The following is a 19,167-nucleotide window of genomic DNA, read 5'->3' on the forward strand; positions in this document are numbered from 1 at the left end:
ACGGATTAAAATTAATCATTTTTTTATGAATTCGGAACCTTCAATTTCAGATTTTACTACCAGATAACCAATTTACTTTAAACCAAGTCATAATCACTCAAAGGTAAATTATAATAACGTTTTCCAGTTAGTTTAAAAATTGCATTTATAATTGCAGGTGCAATAACAGGTACGCCTGGTTCACCAACACCAGTTGGTTTTTCAGTACTTTCAACAATTTCTACATGAACTTGTGGTATTTCATTTATCCGAATCATTTTATAATCATTATAATTATTTTGTTCGATTGCACCATTTTTTGCTGTAATTTTTCCATAATAAGCTAATTGCATTCCAAATATTGCAGCACCTTCCATTTGTGCAGTAACAGTATTTTTATTAACCACAGTTCCACAGTCAATTACAGAATAAACGTTATGAACTTTTACCTTGTTATTTTTCATAGAAACTTCAACAACTGATGCAACATAGGAATAAAAACTATAATGAACTGCCAAGCCATAGGCGTGACCTTCTGGTAGCTGTTTTCCCCAATCAGCATTTTTTGCAGCAATTTTTAATACATTTTTAAGTCGTGCAGTATCATATTTTATTGGATCGTTTGTGTCTTCAATTCTATCATTTCCAATTAAATTTAAACGAAATTCTAAAGGATCTTTATTTGTGGCGTGTGCCAATTCATCTGCAAAAACATTAATTGAAAATCCGTGAGGAATATTTATTACAGAACGCAACCAACCAATTCTTACATGTGCTGGTGCTTGTCCAACTTCTACTTTTAAATTTTCAATATCAAAAGGAACATTGGCAGCACTTGAAATTTCAAAACCAGCAGCAAAATCTACTCCAGGTTGAAATGTTGAAACTATTGAAGGCAGTGCAAAACGATGCAACCAACCTGTTACTTTTCCATTTTTATCGAAGGAAGCTTTCAAATATTGTGCACTAATGGTATGAAAGTAACCGTGTTTAATATCATCTTCACGTGTCCAAACAACTTGAACAGGAGCATTTATTGCTTTGGAAACAATTACGGCTTCAACTACATAATCTGGTTTTGATTTTCTTCCAAAACCACCACCTAAAAAAGTGACATTAATGGTTACTTTATCTTCAGAAGTTTCTAAATAATCGGTTACTTCTTTTCTTGCAGATTGCGGATCTTGGGTTGGTGCCCAAACTTCGCAAGTGTCATCTTTTACCCAAGCAACTGCATTTGGGACCTCCATTGGAGCATGTGCTAAATGTGGTAACTGAAAAGTGCTTTCTATGGTTTTTGCAGCTTTCTTAAAAGCATTGTTAATGTTTCCTATATCTTTTCCAACTTTACCTAGTTTGTGAACATTTTCAGTTATTTGACTCATATATTTTTCAGAATCATACACTTTATTATCTCCAAAATCCCAATCAACTTTTAAAGCCTCTTTTCCTTTAAAAGCAGCCCAAGTATTAGTTGCAATAACAGCAACACCACCAAGCGCCCCAAAAGGTTTTTCAATTCTTGGAATTTCAATAACATCTAATACCCCTGCAACTTTTAAGGCTCTTGTTTTATCAAAAGATTTTACTGTTCCAAAGGCGACAGGACAACGAGCAATTGCCACAAATTTCATGTTTGATAAACGTTTATCTAAACCAAAAATAGCACTTCCGTTTGCGTATGCTGCAACATCAACTCCTTTTAGATGTTTTCCAATATATTTAAAATCTTTAGGGTCTTTATAGGTTAAATTTGTATCGGAAGGAATTTCCAATGTTTTAGCAATTTCAACCAAATCTCCAAAACCAATTTTTTTACCACTTGTATGAATTATAAAATGATTTTCCACCGAACATTCAGCTGCTGGTACTTCCCATTTTTGAGCAGCCGCCGCAATTAACATGGCCTTTGCAATGGCGCCCATTTTTCGCATAGGTTCATATAAATAGCGAATACTTCTAGATCCGTCGGTATTTTGATCACCATATTTTTTATCTCCTACCGCTTGTTGAACTGTAATTTTTGACCAATCAGCTTCCATTTCATCAGCAATAACTGAAGGTAAGGACGTTCTAACGCCATTTCCCATTTCTGAACGTGACGCAATTAAAATTACACTACCATCAGAATTTATTTGGACAAATAAATTTGGATTAAAATTGATTAAATTTTCAGGAGCTTTTTCTTTATCTGAAAATACTGATGTATTACAGGCTAAAATCAATCCTCCAGATGCTAAACCAATACTTTTAACAAAACTTCTACGACTTATATTTTTTATAGATTTCATGTGGTATTTTATTTTTTTTAATGGTCACATGCTGTTCGCTAATTTGTCATTTTATATTTTGACAAACTTTTAGCACGCTCGTTTCATAATTAGCTTTGATTTTTTAGTTTAACAGTTCTATGAATTGCTTTTCTTATGCGCTGGTAGGTTCCGCATCTGCAAATATTTCCAATCATTGCTTCATCAATATCTTCATCGGTCGGATTTTCATTTTTATCAAGTAAAGCTGTAGCAGCTATTAATTGTCCTGGCTGGCAAAAACCACATTGAGGTACATTTAATTCCTCCCAAGAGTTTTGTAGTAATTGTAAATTTTTAGATTGACCTTCTATAGTTGTAATATTTTTCCCTTCAGCAGCAGTAACAGGAATCATACAAGATTGTACGGGAGAATCGTCTAAGAGTATTTTACAAGAGCCGCAAACACCTATTCCGCAGCCATATTTTGTTCCTGTAAGTCCAATAATATCTCTAATTGCCCAAAGTAATGGCATTTCTGGAGCAACATCTATTGCATGTTTTTCTCCATTTATTTGAAGTGTAATCATTTGTTTTAAATTAGTAGTTTATTTAAAATAACAAGATAGGAAAAATTTTGTAAACATTTTAAATAGTACTTGTATAACAGTATTTTAATCGAATAATAAGAGAAAATAATTAGATGTTTATACTTCTAACCTCACCAGGAATCATATTTTGAAGTTCAAACTTACCAATTCTTAATCTTACCAAGCGTAAGGTTGGAAATCCAACAGCAGCAGTCATTTTACGTATTTGTCTAAATTTTCCCTCAGTTAAAATAATTGAAATCCAACTTGTTGGACCGTGACGATCGTCTCTAATTTTTTTATTTCTTTTTGGAAGGGTTGGAGTTTCTTTTAAGCAAAAAACTTTACACGGAATTGTTGTGTAATTTCCAGTTTCAATAGTAATCTCAACACCTGTTTTTAACCTTTCAATTGCTTCGTTAGAAATGATGCCATCAACCTGAACATAATATTCTTTTTCAATCTGTTTACTCCTTATAAGTTCACTTGCTTTTCCATCTGTTGTTAGTAATAATAAGCCTTCAGATTTTTCATCTAATCTTCCAATTGCCATTATATTTTCTGGGAAGTCGTAAAATTCACCTAATAATTTTTTTTTATTTTTTCGCTGTTCATTATTTACAAACTGACTCAAATAACCGTCAGGTTTGAAAATTGCAAAATGTTGATGATTAATGTTTTTCATTTAAAATATTGTAAACCAGTTCTTTGGAAAGTGTTTGTCCAGCAGCTTTTTTTCTGATTTCATCAAAACTAAAAATAAATTCGCAACCATTCTTGAATTCGCTACAGCCATAAGCGGATTTTCCTTTTAAAATAGTACCTTTTTTACATTTTGGGCAACTAATTTTTTCAGGCACTTTAACTCGGGTACTTAATGGAGTTGAAGTATTCTTCTCCTCCAATTTTAAATTAAAGTTTTCATCAAAACGTACCAATCCTTCAACAGTACCTTTTTCAGTTTTAAATCCTTTTAAATTTACGGTACATCCTTTTTTTAACAGTCTGATATACTGATTTTCTGATATTTTTTTATCTAAAAAAGTAAAAGGAAGTTTTAAGTTACAACCATTTTTGTAGTTACTACAACCATAAGCAGTAGAGCCTTTTAAAATAGTTCCAACATTACATTTCGGACATTTTTCAGCAATAATTCCTTTGGTGCTTTTTAGTGTTTTACTAGTTGTAGTAGAAGTAGTTTTTTTTGAAGTTGATATAGCGGAAATATTAGCTCTTACTTTTTCAGATCGAACTTCATACACCAAATTATCAACCATTTGTTTCATGTTTTTTATAAAAGTACCAGCGTTAAATGTTCCTTGTTCTATTTCTTTCAATTTTTTCTCCCATCTACCTGTGAGTTCAGCTGATTTTAATAATTCGTTTTGAATGGTGTCAATTAATTTAATTCCAGTAATGGTTGGCAACAATTGTTTTTTATTACGTACAATATATTTACGTTTAAAAAGTGTCTCAATAATATTTGCTCGTGTAGATGGTCTACCAATTCCGTTTTCTTTCATTAATTCTCTTAAATCATCATCATCTACTTGTTTTCCAGCGGTTTCCATAGAGCGTAAAAGTGTTGCTTCAGAAAAATGTTTTGGAGGTTTTGTTTCTTTTTCTAAAAACGAAGGTTGGTGAGGCCCTTTCTCTCCTTTAACAAATGTTGGTAAAATTCCAGTTTCTTTTTTAGTTGTATCAGGAGATTCAAACACAATTCTCCACCCTTTTTTTAAAATTTCTTTTCCTGTAGTTTTAAAAGAAACAGTATCTGCTTTTCCGGTAACAGTGGTGTTAGAAACAGCACATTCGTCGTAAAAAACAGCAATAAAACGTTTAACAATTATATCATATACTTGTTGTTGGTTGTATTGCAAGTTTATTTGTTCACCAGTTGGTATAATTGCGTGGTGATCCGTTACTTTTTTGTCATCAAAAACTCTGGATGATTTCTTTATTTTTTTAGTTAATAAAGGTTCAGTTAAGGTGCGGTAATTGGTTAAATTTTTTAAAATTGCTGGAACTTTCGGGTACACATCATTTGGTAAAAATGTTGTATCAACTCTAGGGTATGTAACTACTTTTTGCTCATATAACTTCTGAACAATTTTTAAGGTTTCATCAGCTGAAAAACCAAATTTATTATTACAATATACTTGTAAACCAGTTAAATCGAATAATTTTGGAGCATATTCTTTTCCTTTCTTTTTTGTAATTGAAACAATTTCAAAGTCACTTTCTTTTACTTTATTAGCTAGAACTTCACCATCTTCTTTTTTTAAAAACCTTCCTTCTTCACAATTAAATTGTGTTTCTCTATAAAGAGTTTGTAATTCCCAATACGGTTGTGGTTTAAAATTTTCAATTTCTTTAAACCTATTTACAAGCATTGCCAATGTAGGCGTTTGAACACGGCCCACTGATAACATTTGTTTGTATCCACCGTGTTTAACAGTGTATAATCTTGTAGCATTCATTCCTAATAACCAATCTCCAATGGCTCTAGAAAAACCTGCATAATATAAATTATCGTAATTTTTTGAAGGCTTTAAATTTTGAAAACCTTCTTTTATTGCTTCAGTAGTTAAAGAGGAAATCCATAAACGTTGCACTTCTCCTTTATAATTTGTTTGATTAATAACCCAACGTTGAATTAATTCTCCTTCTTGCCCGGCATCCCCACAATTTATAATTACATCGGCTCTGTCGAATAAACTTTTTACAATATTAAATTGCTTTTGTATGCCCTCATTTGCAACAACTTTAGTTTCAAATTTTTCGGGAAGCATTGGTAAGTTATTTAAATCCCAACTTTTCCAATGTGGTTTGTAGTCATTTGGTTCAAAAAGCGTACATAAATGACCAAAAGTATAGGTAACGGCATAGCCGTTTCCTTCATAATAACCATCGCGTTTTGTAGTTGCTCCTAGAACTGTAGCAATTTCTCGAGCAACACTTGGTTTTTCGGCTATACAAACTTTCATTTAATAGTTGGTTTTAAAGTTGCAAAGTACTAAATTTTAATAGAAATAGGAACCAACATTTTTAAAATGCAAGATAAATTTAGAAGTATAAAAAAGTGAATTTTTTGTAACTATAATTTAGTTTTTTATTTAGAAGGGAAGTAAGTAACTATTAAAATTAAAAATAATATATTTATAGCTTTTAGAATTTTTAGTCTAAATACCATAAAACCAATGAAATCATATACTATTAATGAAATTAATACACTTTTAAACGGTGAATTAATTGGCAATACTACTCAAAATATTACTGGTCCAGAACACTTAGAAAAAGCAAGAACAAATGAAATAACTTTTATTGGAAATAAAAAGTATGTTCATTTGTGGGAAAATTCAAATGCTTGTGCCGCAATTGTTAGCGATAATTTAACTATTGAACCTCTAAAAAACCGTGCAATTATAAAAGTTAAAAATGCTGATTTAGCAATGGCTAAGGTATTAGATCTTTTTAAGCCGACTCTTCCGCAATTTGATGTTGATTTACACCCAACAGCTGTAATACACGAAACTGCAAAAATTGGAGCAGGCTGCAAAATTGGAGCAAATTGTTATGTTGGAAAAGATGTTGAAATTGGAGATGGCGTAATTTTATATCCGAATGTTGCAATTTTTGATGCTACTATAATTGGAGATAGAACCGTAGTTTGGTCTGGAACTGTTATTCGTGAGCGAACTGAGGTAGGAACTGATTGTATTTTTCATTCAAATGTAAGTATTGGTGCAGATGGATTTGGGTATCGACCAGAGAGTAAAGGATTGGTTAAAATACCTCATATAGGTAATGTAAAAATTGGAAACAATGTAGAGATTGGAGCAAATTCTTCGGTTGATCGTGCAAAATTTAGCTCAACAATACTTGGCGATGGTTGTAAAATTGATAATTTAGTTCAAATTGCTCATAATTGTATTTTAGGTCGTTCTTGTATTATGGCAGGAAGTAGTGGTTTAGCGGGCTCTGTTACTTTAGGAGATGGTGTTGTCATTGGCGGAGCATCTTCAATTAAAGACCATATTACAATCGGTGATGGAGCTGTTGTTGGTGGGGGTTCTGGTGTAATGAGTGATGTTCCGGCTGGTAAAACAGTAGTAGGTTATCCTGCAACTGAGGCAAGAGATATGTTTAGACAATGGGTGGCATTAAAAAAGCTTGGAAAAGGATAAATTTAGTAACGGATAATAAATTATATTTGCTTAAAAATTATTAATTAAACTTTATAATGTTAAAAGAATTAAAAGAAATTAAGCCTGGTGTTGGACTGGGATTTCTAAAATTTGGAATGTCTAGAGAGCAAGTTAAAGAATTACTTGGAGAACCTGCATTTATCGACAAATATTCACATTCAGATGCTGCAAACGATGCAACAGAATCTTGGGAATATGATGAGTTGTTTTTATCAATTAGTTTTGATGAAGCTGAAAATTGGAAATTAATGATGTTTTCTATAAGCTCTGATTTTTATGAATTAGAGGATGCTTCCCTAATTGGTTTAAGTGAAAAAAAATTAGTTGATCAGTTAGATGAAATTGATCTAGGTGAAGTGTTTGTTGAAGATTGTTCTGATAACGATAATGAAGATCATAAAGTTATTGAAATTGATGAAAAATCCATTAATTTTTGGCTAACAGATGGTATTTTAGATGAAATACAATGGTCTCCATTATTTATAAATGACGACACTATAAAATGGCCTAAGTAGTTTTTGTTGATTTGGTTTGTACAAATGTCATTCCTGTGAAAACAGGAATCTACACCAAGCTTCAAAAAAAACAAATCTAACATGAGTACAAAGTAACAGAGAATGGATATCTGCCTTCGCAGGTATGACATGGCGATAAAAGAAAACGTTATTTTACGTACTAAATCTTTCAACTTCCAAGCTAAGTAAGTTGTTGATTTTTAATGAACTGTATTGATTTTTGGTTAAATATTTGAGCTTGCTCAATATTCACTACATGACCGCAGTTTTCTATTATAAAAAGTGTCGATTTTAAATGTGTTTCTACTACTTTTTTTATGGAGGGTAAAAACAAATGATCTTCTTCTCCCATAATATAAAATGTAGGAATTTTAATATCCTTTGTTCTAAAAAAATGTAATAATGGATTAATTTCAGAGGTTAATTTAAACCATCTTACAAATTCTTTTTGGTATAATTTTTTAGCTTCATTCACGAAAATTAAACGAGACTTTTTATGATTTTTTCTCGGCATAATAATAAATGCAAATAATTTATATAATATTAAATAAGGAACTACCGATTTAAAAAGTACACCAACGCGCATTAAAAATTGAGACTTTAAGTTGAGTTCCATAATAGCACCTCCCATAATCATACTTTTTACACGTTCTGGATGCTTCTCTGCCAAATTTCTAATTAATATAGTACCTAAAGAAATTCCTGCAAAATGCGATGTTTTAATTTTTAAGTGGTCTATTACTTCAACTATATCATGGGTTATACCATCAAATGTGTATTTTTCTCTAAAAGCATCTTTTAAAACATGTTTGCTATTTCCGTGTCCTCTTAAATCTAGCACCAATACATTAAATACTTGACTAAAACTTCTAATTTGTTTAAACCAGATAGAAGAGCTTCCTCCAGCTCCGTGGACAAAAGTTACCCAATCTTCAGATGTTTTATGTTTGTAAGTAGTAAAATTTAACATGTATTATATTTAGCATAGTAGCGTTTGCAAAAATACTGAAAACTATTTTATAAATCTGTTTTTCTTTTTTTCTTTAAAAATGGATAAAATTAGAGGTTCTTAGTTTTAGATTTATTCAGTTTAATAACTGAAAATAAAGATGAAATCTTAAAAATATAATTTACCACCAAACAACAAAAAACTTTTCGGTTTCTCCGTTTGGATGTTTCAACCAGCAAAGTGGTGCTGATTTCTGATTTAAAAATACTTCAATTGTTTGAGCAAACTGTTCAAAAGTCTGCCATTTGGTTTGTATTTGAATTTCTTGTAACCAATTTATTTTTGAAGGAATGTGAAACTTACACTTATTAAATTGTTGCAACTCATTAAAATGAATGTAAAATCCTTTCTCACAGTTCTTGTTCAGTGGTTTAAGTTCAATATTCTTTGCTTGATATGGAATAAATAATTGCGCTTTAAAAAGAACTTGTTGTTGAACTGTCTTAGGTTTTAAGTTCAATTTAGTTAATAATGGTTTTGTAAACGAATTGTAAAGTAGCGGTAATTGTTTGTCTTGTAATTTGTTTAATTTTGAGACTAAACTATCTCTTCTGTTTGGTCCAATCCAATGTTCTAATTCCGTTTCTCCAACAGAAGCATCATACAAGTAAAACTTGTAAATAACTTCTAAATGAATTGGATTTTTATATGTTTCTATTAAAAAATCTAACTCGCCAACCGTAATTTTTTTATTTTGAATTTGCTTATTCTCTACTAAAATTTTAACTGTAACATCTTGTTTTAATAGATGACTTAAAAAACTCTCAACTCGTTTTCCTAAACGTTGATTTTTTTGTAGAACACCTTCAAATATTGGAGTTTTTAATTTTGGAAGTTCAAATTGTTGTAATTCAAAAACTTCATTGTTTTCCCAAAGTTGTGGAGTATTTAAAAAACCTTCGTATTGTAATTGTATATCTTTTGTTTTTAAATCCATCATAAATCCATTTAAAACACTTTGTAAGTTGGTAGTTTTAAATGAGCCGTTTCGTAATAAGGAGACTTTTTATACACAAAATCAAGTTGAGCTCTTGGGTTTTTTGCAAAATCTGGATCTGAATTTATTTTATTTTCAAGTTCTTTTTTTATTGTTGGATTTTCAATTAAAAATTGTTCTGCAATATCTTCAAAAACGTAGGCAGAATATCCTTCTTTTTGTTGTAAAACACTATCAAAATAATTCCAGTTAAAAAATGAATCTGTTGCTGAAGCCTCTAAAGTTTCTATAATATACCTAACGCCAAATTGATTTAACGGAATATAAATATCGCCTTTGTTAAAAGTAATTTCTTTTGTTGAAGTTGAAACGGTAGTATTATAATGCAAATAATGACCTTCGTACGCAGAAGTTCTTGTTTTATAGTTTTTAATGTGTTGCTCTTCAACAGTAATTATGGTATCTTTTTTAAAAACTGTGTATTCAATATTATTTTCAATTAATCTATTCATAACTTTCCACCAACCTTGATTTAAAATATAGGCTTTTGGAATTATAACTTCTTTAGCAACTTTAAACTGATTGTAATATTTAACAGTTTTAGTAAATGGTTTTGTTTTATCGTAAAACAATCTTTTTCCGTTGGTTACTTTACTGTCAATTAAACTGCCTTCGTAACCTTTAAATTGTAATTCGGTAAAAGTATCTTTATCAACTTGATACGTTATGGGATACGATTTCTTTTCTAAAATATTGGCAACTGCAGTCTTACGTAATTCTTTAATTTTTGAACCATTTTTTATTGTGAAATCTATGGCGCTTTCCAATAAACTGTAAGTCTGTTCTACGCGTTGTTTATAGGATTTTAACATATGTGTTTCTACCATAAACCCTAAAGAATTGAAAAGAGTTGTATATCCGGTAGAATATCTTGGAGAGTCAAAATACTGACTAAAACCAGCTTCTGGTGTTGATCCCCAAACATTAACATAAGGTGTAATAATAATGTCTTTTTTAAGTAAATCGGCTTCAATCTCTGGTCTCATATTGTTTTCAATAAAAGCACCTAAATCGTTTCCTAGTTTGTTATGTTGTGTAAATAAATGTGTAATTGCATATTGATAATCTGCTCCGTTACTTACGTGATTGTCAATAAAAACATCGGGATTTACCAAATGAAAAATTTCAGCAAATGCACGTGCATTTTTTGTGTCCGCTTTTATAAAATCTCTATTTAAATCAAAGTTTCTTGAATTTCCTCTAAACCCGTATTCTATTGGTCCGTTTTGATTTGCTCTGGAATAACTATTTCTATTTAATGCTCCACCAATATTATAAATAGGAATAAAAGCCAAAATAATAGTTTCTAATTCCTTTATTTTATTTTTATCTTGAACAATATCTCTTAATAATAACATTGAAGCATCTACACCATCAGATTCACCAGGATGAATGGCGTTATTTATTAGAATTGCATTTTTTGAGGTCTCTTTAATTTTATTAAAATCAAATGAAGTGTCGCTATTAAAAATAACTAAATGAAGCGGGTATCCACTATCTGTTACACCAATTTCTTGTATTGAGATTTCTGGAAATTCAGCGGCTAATTGTTTAAAATAAACAATAGTTTCAGCATAAGTTGTGGTTTCTAGACCTTCAGATTTTTCAAACTTAGTAGTAAAATCAACAGTGCTTTTATTACAAGAAATAGTAACAACTAAAAGTAATAGAATTATTTTCTTCATGAAAAATCTACTTTTTGTAAACACTTTTTGGAACAAAACCTGTAATGTCACCACCATGTCTGAAAACATCTCTAACAATACTTGAACTTATAAAAGCAGTGTCTGAGGAAGTTAATAAGAATACAGTTTCTATATTAGAAAGTTTTCTATTGGTTTGTGCAATGGCTTTTTCAAATTCAAAATCTGCTGGATTCCGTAAACCTCTTAAAATAAAATCGACATTTATTTTCTGACAAAAATCTGTTGTTAAGCCAGAATAGGTTTCTACCGTTATTTTAGGTTCGTTTTTGTAGTTTTCTTTTATAAATTGTATACGCTCTTCTAAAGAAAACATATAGCTTTTATCGGCGTTTACTCCAATTGCAATCACAATTTTATCAAATAAAGGCAAAGCTCTGTTAATAATATCTACATGACCTAATGTAATTGGATCAAATGATCCTGGAAAAATTGCTTTTCGCATAATTAGTTTTTTAAAGCCATTTCTATGGCATTATCAAAAAGTTGTTGTAAGCTGATTTTAGCTTCGGCTGCTTGCTGAGGTATTATACTTTCCGCAGTTAAACCGGGAACGGTATTCATTTCTAAAAAATGCGGTTCGCCGTTTACTATAATAAACTCGGAACGTGTAAAACCGCTCATATTTAGTGATCTATATACTTTTATAGCCGTTTTTTCTAATTTTTTATGAATTTCATCTGAAATACGTGCTGGTGTGATTTCTTCAGATTTTCCTAAATACTTGGCTTCATAATCAAAAAAGTCGTTTTTGGTTACAATTTCCGTCATTGGTAACACTTTAATTTCATTGTTATAATTTAAAACGCCAATGGTAATTTCAGAACCATCTAAAAATGCTTCAATTAAAATTTGAGCATCTTCTTTGTATGCTTTTTCAATAGCGGGAATCATTTCTTCTTTGGTTTTAACCTTTGAAATTCCAAAACTAGAACCAGCATTATTAGGTTTTACAAAACAAGGTAAACCAACTTTTTTTACAATTGCATCAACCTTAATTTCATCACCTTTATCTAGATAATACGAAGTTGCTGTTTTTATACCATACGGTTTTACTACGCTTAAACAATCTCGTTTGTTAAAAGTTAATGCCATTTGATAAAAAGGAGCAGAGGTGTGTTTAATTTCGAGCAGTTCTAAATAAGCCAGAATGGTTCCGTTTTCGCCTGGATTTCCGTGAATTGCATTAAAAACACAATCGAATGTAATTTTTTCGTCTTTAATTTCTGCTGAGAAATCGTGTTTATTTATGGGATACTCTTGGTTATTATCATCAACCAATACCCATTTATTTTTTAAAATATGAACTTTATAAGTATTGTATTTTTCTTTGGAAAGATGTTGGTAAACAACTGCCCCACTTTTTAGGGAAATTTCAACCTCAGAGGAGTAACCACCCATAATAATGGCAATATTTTTCTTCATTTTTAGTTATATTCAATAAATACAAACTTACATAATAATATTTGAAAGTTTTATTTTAAATTTAAAAGGAATTTAGGTTTTAAGAGTCAAACTGAGAACATTTTAGGCTTTTTTGAGGGAAGTAGTATTACTTAAAAAAAATTAAACAGATAAACAATTCAAAAAAAGTATCTTTGCAAAATTAAAATATAAAAAATGAGTCTAATTCAATTTATAAAGTCCAAAATATTTTTAAAACAAGTTATTATCGCTTTTGTTGGTTTGGTAGTGTTTGTTTTTGTGGTTATGAAATGGTTAAATATTTCTACAAATCACGATCAGAAAATTGAAGTTCCGAATTTGGAAAAAATGAGTTTAAGTGAAGTTGAAAAAACGTTGAAAGAGTTAGATTTAAAACTTTTTGTAATAGATTCAGCAAGTTACAATCCAGAATATCCTAAAAAATCTGTCATAGATCAAGACCCAGGGCCAGGTGAATTTGTAAAAGAAAATAGAAAAATATACCTTACATTAAATCCTACTGGATATAGAAATATTGAAGTTCCAAATGTTTTTGGGAAATCAAAAAGGCAAGTTACGTCGCAACTTAGTTCAATTGGTTTTAAAATTAGTGCCAATCCTATTTATGTTTCAGACATTGCAAAAGATGTTGTAAGAGGATTAAAATTTAATGGTAAAGATTTAAAAGCAGGTGATAAAATTCCGAAAAACTCTATCATTACGTTAAAGTTAGGTGATGGGGAAGGAACAGGAAGATATACAGAAGGAAAGTAATGAGTGTAGAAGAAATTAACACAGACAACGAAGAATTTTACGAGCATTTTAGATATGTTGCTCACGTGGGGCAAGAACCTTTACGTGTAGATAAATTCTTAATGAATTTTATCGAAAATGCAACACGAAATAAAATTCAACAAGCTGCAAAAGCAGGAAATGTTTTGGTAAATGATGTTGCCGTAAAATCTAATTACAAAGTAAAACCAAACGATGTTGTACGAGTTGTATTGTCGCATCCGCCTCATGAAAACCTATTGGTTGCTGAAGATATTGCGTTAGATGTTTTATTTGAAGATGACCAAGTTATGGTTGTAAATAAGCCTGCAGGAATGGTGGTACATCCAGGTCATGGAAATTATAGCGGAACGTTGGTGAACGCATTAATTTATCATATAGAAAATTTACCAACCAACTCAAACGAACGTCCAGGATTGGTGCATAGAATAGATAAAGACACCAGTGGTTTGTTAGTTGTTGCAAAAACTGAATTTGCAATGGCACATTTATCAAAACAATTTTACGACAGAACTACCGAGCGTTTATATTATGCCTTAGTTTGGGGAAATGTTGAAGAAGATGAAGGAACTATTGAAGGAAATATTGGAAGAAGTTTAAAAAACAGATTACAAATGAGTGTTTTTCCTGAAGGTGATTTTGGAAAACATGCAGTAACGCATTTTAAAGTAATTGAACGTTTTAGCTATGTTACATTGGTTCAGTGTAAGTTAGAAACGGGTAGAACGCATCAAATTAGAGCACACTTTAAGCATATTGGTCATACACTTTTTAACGACGAACGTTATGGAGGAGATGCCATTTTAAAGGGAACAACATTTACTAAATACAAACAGTTTGTAGAAAATTGTTTTAAGGTATTGCCGCGCCAAGCTTTACACGCTAAAACTTTAGGTTTTGAACACCCAACAACCAAAGAATTTTTACGTTTTAATTCTGAAATTCCACAAGATATTTTAGAGTGTTTAGAGAAATGGAGAACCTATACTATGAACCAGAAGGAAGAACATTAAAAAAATATTTATGGAAGCACTTACGCTAACAACACCAGCGCTTTTATTTTCGGCAATATCATTAATAATGCTTGCTTATACCAATAGGTTTTTAGCTTATGCTGCTGTAATAAGAAATTTACATGCTGTTTACCAAGAAAACAAAGACAAATCTTTAATTCATCAAATTAAAAATCTTAAGTTAAGAATAAATCTTACACGTTGGATGCAGATTTTTGGAATATCAAGTCTGCTATTATGCGTATTAACAATGTTTCTTATTTATATACATCAGCAAATGATTGCAGTTTGGGTATTTGGAACTGCATTGATATTGTTAATCATATCTTTAATTCTTTTAATAAAAGAAATTCAAATTTCGGCTCAAGCACTTAATGTTCATATTAGTGATATTGAAAAACATTTAAATAAATAGCTAAACGGTCTTACATTCTAAACATAAAAAAAGCGCAAACCAATTGATTTGCGCTTTTTTTACTATTTTTAATTTTAAATATTTATTAAAATTCCAGATCGGCAACTAAATCAAATTCATCATAAATTGCCTTGTCTTTTAAATCATCAAAGAAACTTGTAGAACCATATCTAACATCAAACTTAGTTCTATCTATTTTTAAAGAAGCATTTGCTTTATTTCCATAAACTGAAAGATTAAATAGAACAGTTTCAGTTTTTCCTTTAATAGTTAAATCTCCCTTTACCTCGTATGAGTTTTTACTAGTAGCTTTTACTTTGGTAAAAATTAAAGTTGCTGTTGGAAATTTTTCAACTCCAAAGAAATCATCTGATTTTAAATGACCTTCTAGTTTTCCTTTATATTCACCTTCTAAATCTGTAGAAATAATAGTAGACATGTCTATAACAAATGCTCCGCCAGTCAATTTATCTTCGTTAAATTCTAAGTTTCCAGATTTTATGGAAATAAGACCTTCATGAGACCCAGTAACTTTATAACCTTTCCATACTATTTTACTGTTTTCTACTTTTATTTCTTTTTTAACTTCATTTATTGTTTTAAAAGAAAATGCTATAAGAGCTACTATTACAACTGCAGCAATGTTTTTAATTGAATTTTTCATTGTTATTATTTTTAGTTTAAAATATTATGGTGCAAATATCCAAAATAGTTAAACTATAGAAAATGAAGTAGATTATGAAATGAAGTTAATCTAGATTAACTTTTATTGATTTTGAATAAGTTGGCTCTTAATTTTACTTAAAAACTCTTTGGTAATACCTAAATAAGAAGCAATCATATATTGTGGAACACGCTGTTCAATTTTTGGATATGTATTTCTGAAAATTTGGTAACGTTCTTTAGCTGTAAGACTAAAATTTCTAACAATTCTTTTTTGTGAAGCTACAAAAGCACGTTCTACAATTTTTCTAAAAAGTCGTTCGAGTTTAGGAATCTCTATATATAATTCTTCAAGATTATTGAAGGTAAATTGAAAGAGTTGCGTATTCTCTAAACACTGTACATTAAAGTCGGCAGGTTTTTGAGTCATAAAACTTCCTAAATCCGATGTCCACCAATCTTCAATGGAGAACACTACAATATGTTCTTGACCTTCAGTATCTACATAAAATGTTTTTGTACTTCCAGATACAATAAAATTGATACTTTTACAAACATCTCCTTGTTGCACTATGTATTGATCTTTTAGATAATTTCTATAAATTAATTTAGAAAATAATATAGTTTCCTCTTCAACAGTTAAGTTGATATAGTTATGTATGTAATCTAATAAAGGTTTTTTATTCATTGATCTATTTGTTCTCTGCCTAACAGTTACATAAAATTAATATAATTAAATGAACTTGGTTGTTAGGCGAATTTCAACTTTCTTAAGTTAAGAAACAAACTAAATTATATAGCAATTTATAGGGTTTTTATGAGTATCTAGCTTCGCATTTCTTATTTCTTTACACCATTTATTCTACTTAAAATATAAGAATTTAATTCAAATATGCGAATGTCAATATGACATTTATTTAAATGAAAAAATGACAATAATTCTGAAAAAATGAATAAAAAACTCGTGATTTAAATAAAATATATAGTAAAAATACGATATGTTTATTTTGGTATTTTATTTGTAAATATAGTATCGAAATCAAAAAAGATTTCAAATTTGAAATAATGTTTAATTTAAAATCATGTAATTATGAGCAATTTAGTTAATGTTCCTAAAAGCGGAAGTTTAGCAAACACAAATTCAAATGCAAACTTCTCAAATCTGTCTAATTTGTTAGATGATATTTTCAACAGAGACCTACCTTCTGTATTTGCATCAAATTTTAATACAGGCATTACATTACCAAAAGTAAATATTAAAGAAACTGCAGATGCTTTTATAGTAGAAATGGCTGTTCCAGGTTTAAAGAAATCAGATTTTCATCTAAACCTAGATAATAAATTATTGTCAATTTCTACTGAAACGAAGAAAGAAAATAAACACGAAGATGAAAATTATACACGTAGAGAGTTTGGTTATTCCTCGTTTAAAAGAACCTTTACTTTACCTGAAAGTGTAGATGAGGAAAAAATTAAAGCAAGCTATGAGGATGGCATTTTAAATATTACTTTACCTAAAAAAGAAGAGGCAAAGCAAAAACCTGCCAGAAGCATTAAAATTTTATAACTAATTTTTTAACTTGAGAATAAGGCAGGTTTTTCTGCCTTATTTTCAAAAATAAGTTTTTAATATTTTTTTAAATATTTAATATGATAAAACAATGAAACGAAAAAATCTGATATAAAACAAAGTGAAGAAAATGTAGTTAAACAACCAGAAGAAGCTTGGAAAGTTAAAAAAGAATTTAATTAAATATGACAGTATTTACTCTTGGTCTTCTAAGGGAAGGTTAGATAAATTTTCTTCTTTAGATAGAGATAGCTTAATGCAATTGTTTTATTCAGTGTAGTTGTTTTCATATTAGCATTTTTCCCTTTATTACGCATAGGAAATTTTACCAATCGTATTTATTCGCTATTATTTAATTCTTTTATTTTCATTCTGGCATGTTCATTACTTGTATTTAGTTTAAGAGATTTTTTATAGTTTTCGATTGCTTTTTGAGTTTCACCTAATGTTTCATAGGCTTCACCTAAGCTATCATAAGAATTAGATGATTTAGAGTAATTTTCTACATTCAAGATAAAGAATTCTAACGCTTTGAGTTTGTCTTTATCATTTCCACTTTGTAGCATTCTATAACCTAATTGGTTTACAAGAAATTCGGGAGGTCGAATATCCCATGAGAGCCGATCAGAAAGTGTCTTATAATGCTTAGTTAGTTGCTCTTTGCTTTTGACATCACGATAGGAAATTCCATAGCCTTCAAAAATTGCAGAGATTCCATTATGAAAAGCAATGATTGGTACTGAGCTATGGTTTTCATTATCGAAGTATTCTAATTTTGCAGGTAATTCACCCTTACATCTACTATTCAATGCCTCAAATAGTCTTACGTGGCGATCACGATTTTTGATGTTTCTTTTTCCCCAATTGGCAGTAGCTATATAAATGAATCTTTCAAATGATTGTTCAGTCAGAGAATCTAATTTTTTGTCCATGGTCTCTGAATCCCATGTTCCAAAACTTGGGTCAACTGCAATAAATGAATTGAAAAAGGTCTTTTCTTTCATATAAGCATGAGTGGCCAACAAACCTCCTAAAGAATGTCCAAAAAGTATGCGATAGGGAGATGTTCTAAACTTTTGATCCAATTCATGTAAAAGTTCATCTTGCAAAAAGCCTAGAAAACTATCTCCACCTCCTGTATTATTCTCTCTAACTGTAATAATTTTGTCTGGTGTGTAGTCTCTTCTTCTATCAACATTTTGTATGCCAACTACAATCATCTCTGGAATTTTACAGCTTCTGTATACATCAGAACTCATGTAGTTTACTATCCCTGCTATAGATTTAAAATGCACATTTCCATCAAGTACAATAAGCACCGGGTACTTTTTATAGGATGATTCCTTTTTGTTGTATGAATCAGGAAGACTAATCCAATATTCTCTATTTTCATTCAAAACATTAGATTTAATTGAATGTTTTGTGCCGATTACAATTTGTCCAACAATTTGTGATTTTACCTGATTAATCCCTATTAGCAAAAGTAGTATTGCAATAATATTTTTACTCATTCTATTGTTTTCTTTTTGATTGCCAACTGTCAGTAAAATTTTTTAATTAGTACCGATTGCTAGGCTAATTTCAACTTTCTTAGATTAAGAAGCAAATAAAATTATGTATCTAATATGTGTTTATCTAAAACAAAACATATAAATTCACCTTCAAATACTAACTCATCTTTTTGATTTGTTACTTCTACTAATACACTAATCTTTTTTCCTGAAGTTTCAGTAATTGTTGCAACTGCGGTTACTTTATCATTTAAAACAACTGGTTTTAAAAACTTAGTAGTAGCTTTTCCCAAAACTACAGTTGGTTCGTTTATAGCAACCATAGCTGCATAATCAGCGAGCCCAAAAACAAAACTGCCGTGAGAAAGATTGTAAGTGTCAACAGTCATTTCTTCTAAAATAGTTAATTTAACAGTAGCACAATCGTTTCCAATGGATACCACAGAGCCTATTAATTTTTCAGACGCTAGTAAGTGTGTGTTTTGCATTCTAGTATTCATGTTCGTTATTTAATTTTATGTATTGTAA

Annotated in this window: 19 protein-coding genes; 6 read left to right on the plus strand and 13 right to left on the minus strand. The window is 30.1% G+C overall.

Going from position 1 to position 19,167, the window contains the following annotated elements:
* Positions 1-77 precede the first annotated feature (77 nt).
* The 4 genes from IEW75_RS05655 to IEW75_RS05670 form a co-directional block, all read right to left on the minus strand.
* A complete protein-coding gene (locus IEW75_RS05655; RefSeq protein ID WP_134247760.1) occupies positions 78-2,270 on the minus strand; it encodes a xanthine dehydrogenase family protein molybdopterin-binding subunit in 2,193 nt (730 codons plus the stop codon).
* An 89-nt stretch (positions 2,271-2,359) separates the two neighbouring features.
* Positions 2,360-2,818 (minus strand): (2Fe-2S)-binding protein, encoded by a 459-nt coding sequence (locus IEW75_RS05660; RefSeq protein ID WP_134247761.1) that lies wholly within the window; start codon positions 2,816-2,818, stop codon positions 2,360-2,362.
* 109 nt (positions 2,819-2,927) lie between these two features.
* Positions 2,928-3,503 carry a pseudouridine synthase gene (locus IEW75_RS05665; protein WP_134247762.1) on the minus strand — a complete coding sequence of 192 codons (576 nt, stop codon included), beginning with the start codon at positions 3,501-3,503 and terminating at the stop codon, positions 2,928-2,930.
* Positions 3,490-5,805 (minus strand): type IA DNA topoisomerase, encoded by a 2,316-nt coding sequence (locus IEW75_RS05670; RefSeq protein ID WP_134247763.1) that lies wholly within the window; start codon positions 5,803-5,805, stop codon positions 3,490-3,492. Before IEW75_RS05670 ends, IEW75_RS05665 begins: the two co-directional genes overlap by 14 nt.
* A gap of 213 nt (positions 5,806-6,018) precedes the next feature.
* Between IEW75_RS05670 and lpxD the strand changes: the two genes are divergently transcribed.
* Positions 6,019-7,005: a UDP-3-O-(3-hydroxymyristoyl)glucosamine N-acyltransferase gene (gene lpxD / locus IEW75_RS05675; protein ID WP_134247764.1), complete on the plus strand. Its 987-nt coding sequence runs from the start codon at positions 6,019-6,021 to the stop codon at positions 7,003-7,005.
* A gap of 56 nt (positions 7,006-7,061) precedes the next feature.
* Positions 7,062-7,541: a hypothetical protein gene (locus tag IEW75_RS05680; protein ID WP_134247765.1), complete on the plus strand. Its 480-nt coding sequence runs from the start codon at positions 7,062-7,064 to the stop codon at positions 7,539-7,541.
* 181 nt (positions 7,542-7,722) lie between these two features.
* Here the strand turns inward: IEW75_RS05680 and IEW75_RS05685 are convergent, their stop codons facing one another.
* From IEW75_RS05685 to IEW75_RS05705, 5 genes are all read right to left on the minus strand, one after another.
* Positions 7,723-8,511 (minus strand): alpha/beta fold hydrolase, encoded by a 789-nt coding sequence (locus tag IEW75_RS05685; RefSeq protein ID WP_134247766.1) that lies wholly within the window; start codon positions 8,509-8,511, stop codon positions 7,723-7,725.
* A 160-nt stretch (positions 8,512-8,671) separates the two neighbouring features.
* Positions 8,672-9,490 carry a DUF1853 family protein gene (locus tag IEW75_RS05690; protein ID WP_229714405.1) on the minus strand — a complete coding sequence of 273 codons (819 nt, stop codon included), beginning with the start codon at positions 9,488-9,490 and terminating at the stop codon, positions 8,672-8,674.
* 8 nt (positions 9,491-9,498) lie between these two features.
* A complete protein-coding gene (locus IEW75_RS05695) occupies positions 9,499-11,232 on the minus strand; it encodes a M14 family metallopeptidase (RefSeq protein ID WP_134247767.1) in 1,734 nt (577 codons plus the stop codon).
* 7 nt (positions 11,233-11,239) lie between these two features.
* Positions 11,240-11,695, minus strand: a complete 456-nt coding sequence (coaD, locus tag IEW75_RS05700) for a pantetheine-phosphate adenylyltransferase (protein WP_134247768.1) — start codon at positions 11,693-11,695, stop codon at positions 11,240-11,242.
* Positions 11,696-11,697: 2 nt separating this feature from the next.
* Positions 11,698-12,675 carry a D-alanine--D-alanine ligase gene (locus tag IEW75_RS05705; protein ID WP_134247769.1) on the minus strand — a complete coding sequence of 326 codons (978 nt, stop codon included), beginning with the start codon at positions 12,673-12,675 and terminating at the stop codon, positions 11,698-11,700.
* Positions 12,676-12,870: 195 nt separating this feature from the next.
* On the opposite strand from IEW75_RS05705, the gene IEW75_RS05710 reads away from it, so the two are divergent.
* Genes IEW75_RS05710 through IEW75_RS05720 form a run of 3 tightly spaced genes read left to right on the plus strand, consistent with a single transcriptional unit; the run spans position 12,871 to position 14,895 of the window.
* Entirely contained in the window at positions 12,871-13,449 is a 579-nt protein-coding gene (locus IEW75_RS05710) for a PASTA domain-containing protein (protein WP_134247770.1), read from the plus strand.
* Entirely contained in the window at positions 13,449-14,480 is a 1,032-nt protein-coding gene (locus IEW75_RS05715; RefSeq protein ID WP_134247771.1) for an RluA family pseudouridine synthase, read from the plus strand. The genes IEW75_RS05710 and IEW75_RS05715 overlap by 1 nt, the downstream gene beginning before the upstream one ends.
* 10 nt (positions 14,481-14,490) lie before the next feature.
* Positions 14,491-14,895 (plus strand): DUF2721 domain-containing protein, encoded by a 405-nt coding sequence (locus IEW75_RS05720; RefSeq protein ID WP_134247772.1) that lies wholly within the window; start codon positions 14,491-14,493, stop codon positions 14,893-14,895.
* A gap of 85 nt (positions 14,896-14,980) precedes the next feature.
* Here the strand turns inward: IEW75_RS05720 and IEW75_RS05725 are convergent, their stop codons facing one another.
* Entirely contained in the window at positions 14,981-15,559 is a 579-nt protein-coding gene (locus IEW75_RS05725) for a YceI family protein (protein ID WP_134247773.1), read from the minus strand.
* 102 nt (positions 15,560-15,661) lie between these two features.
* Complete coding sequence (locus IEW75_RS05730; protein ID WP_134247774.1) at positions 15,662-16,246, minus strand: Crp/Fnr family transcriptional regulator; 585 nt, start codon at positions 16,244-16,246, stop codon at positions 15,662-15,664.
* A 402-nt stretch (positions 16,247-16,648) separates the two neighbouring features.
* On the opposite strand from IEW75_RS05730, the gene IEW75_RS05735 reads away from it, so the two are divergent.
* Positions 16,649-17,125 carry an Hsp20/alpha crystallin family protein gene (locus IEW75_RS05735; protein ID WP_134247775.1) on the plus strand — a complete coding sequence of 159 codons (477 nt, stop codon included), beginning with the start codon at positions 16,649-16,651 and terminating at the stop codon, positions 17,123-17,125.
* A 341-nt stretch (positions 17,126-17,466) separates the two neighbouring features.
* On the opposite strand, the gene IEW75_RS05740 is transcribed toward IEW75_RS05735, so the two are convergent.
* Both IEW75_RS05740 and IEW75_RS05745 read right to left on the minus strand, forming a co-directional pair.
* Positions 17,467-18,639 carry an alpha/beta hydrolase-fold protein gene (locus IEW75_RS05740; RefSeq protein WP_134247776.1) on the minus strand — a complete coding sequence of 391 codons (1,173 nt, stop codon included), beginning with the start codon at positions 18,637-18,639 and terminating at the stop codon, positions 17,467-17,469.
* 101 nt (positions 18,640-18,740) lie between these two features.
* Entirely contained in the window at positions 18,741-19,139 is a 399-nt protein-coding gene (locus IEW75_RS05745; RefSeq protein WP_204744167.1) for a hotdog domain-containing protein, read from the minus strand.
* Between the last annotated feature and the right edge of the window lie 28 nt (positions 19,140-19,167).

Source organism: Lutibacter litoralis (genome assembly GCF_014646675.1).
GTDB classification, from domain to species: Bacteria; Bacteroidota; Bacteroidia; order Flavobacteriales; family Flavobacteriaceae; genus Lutibacter; species Lutibacter litoralis.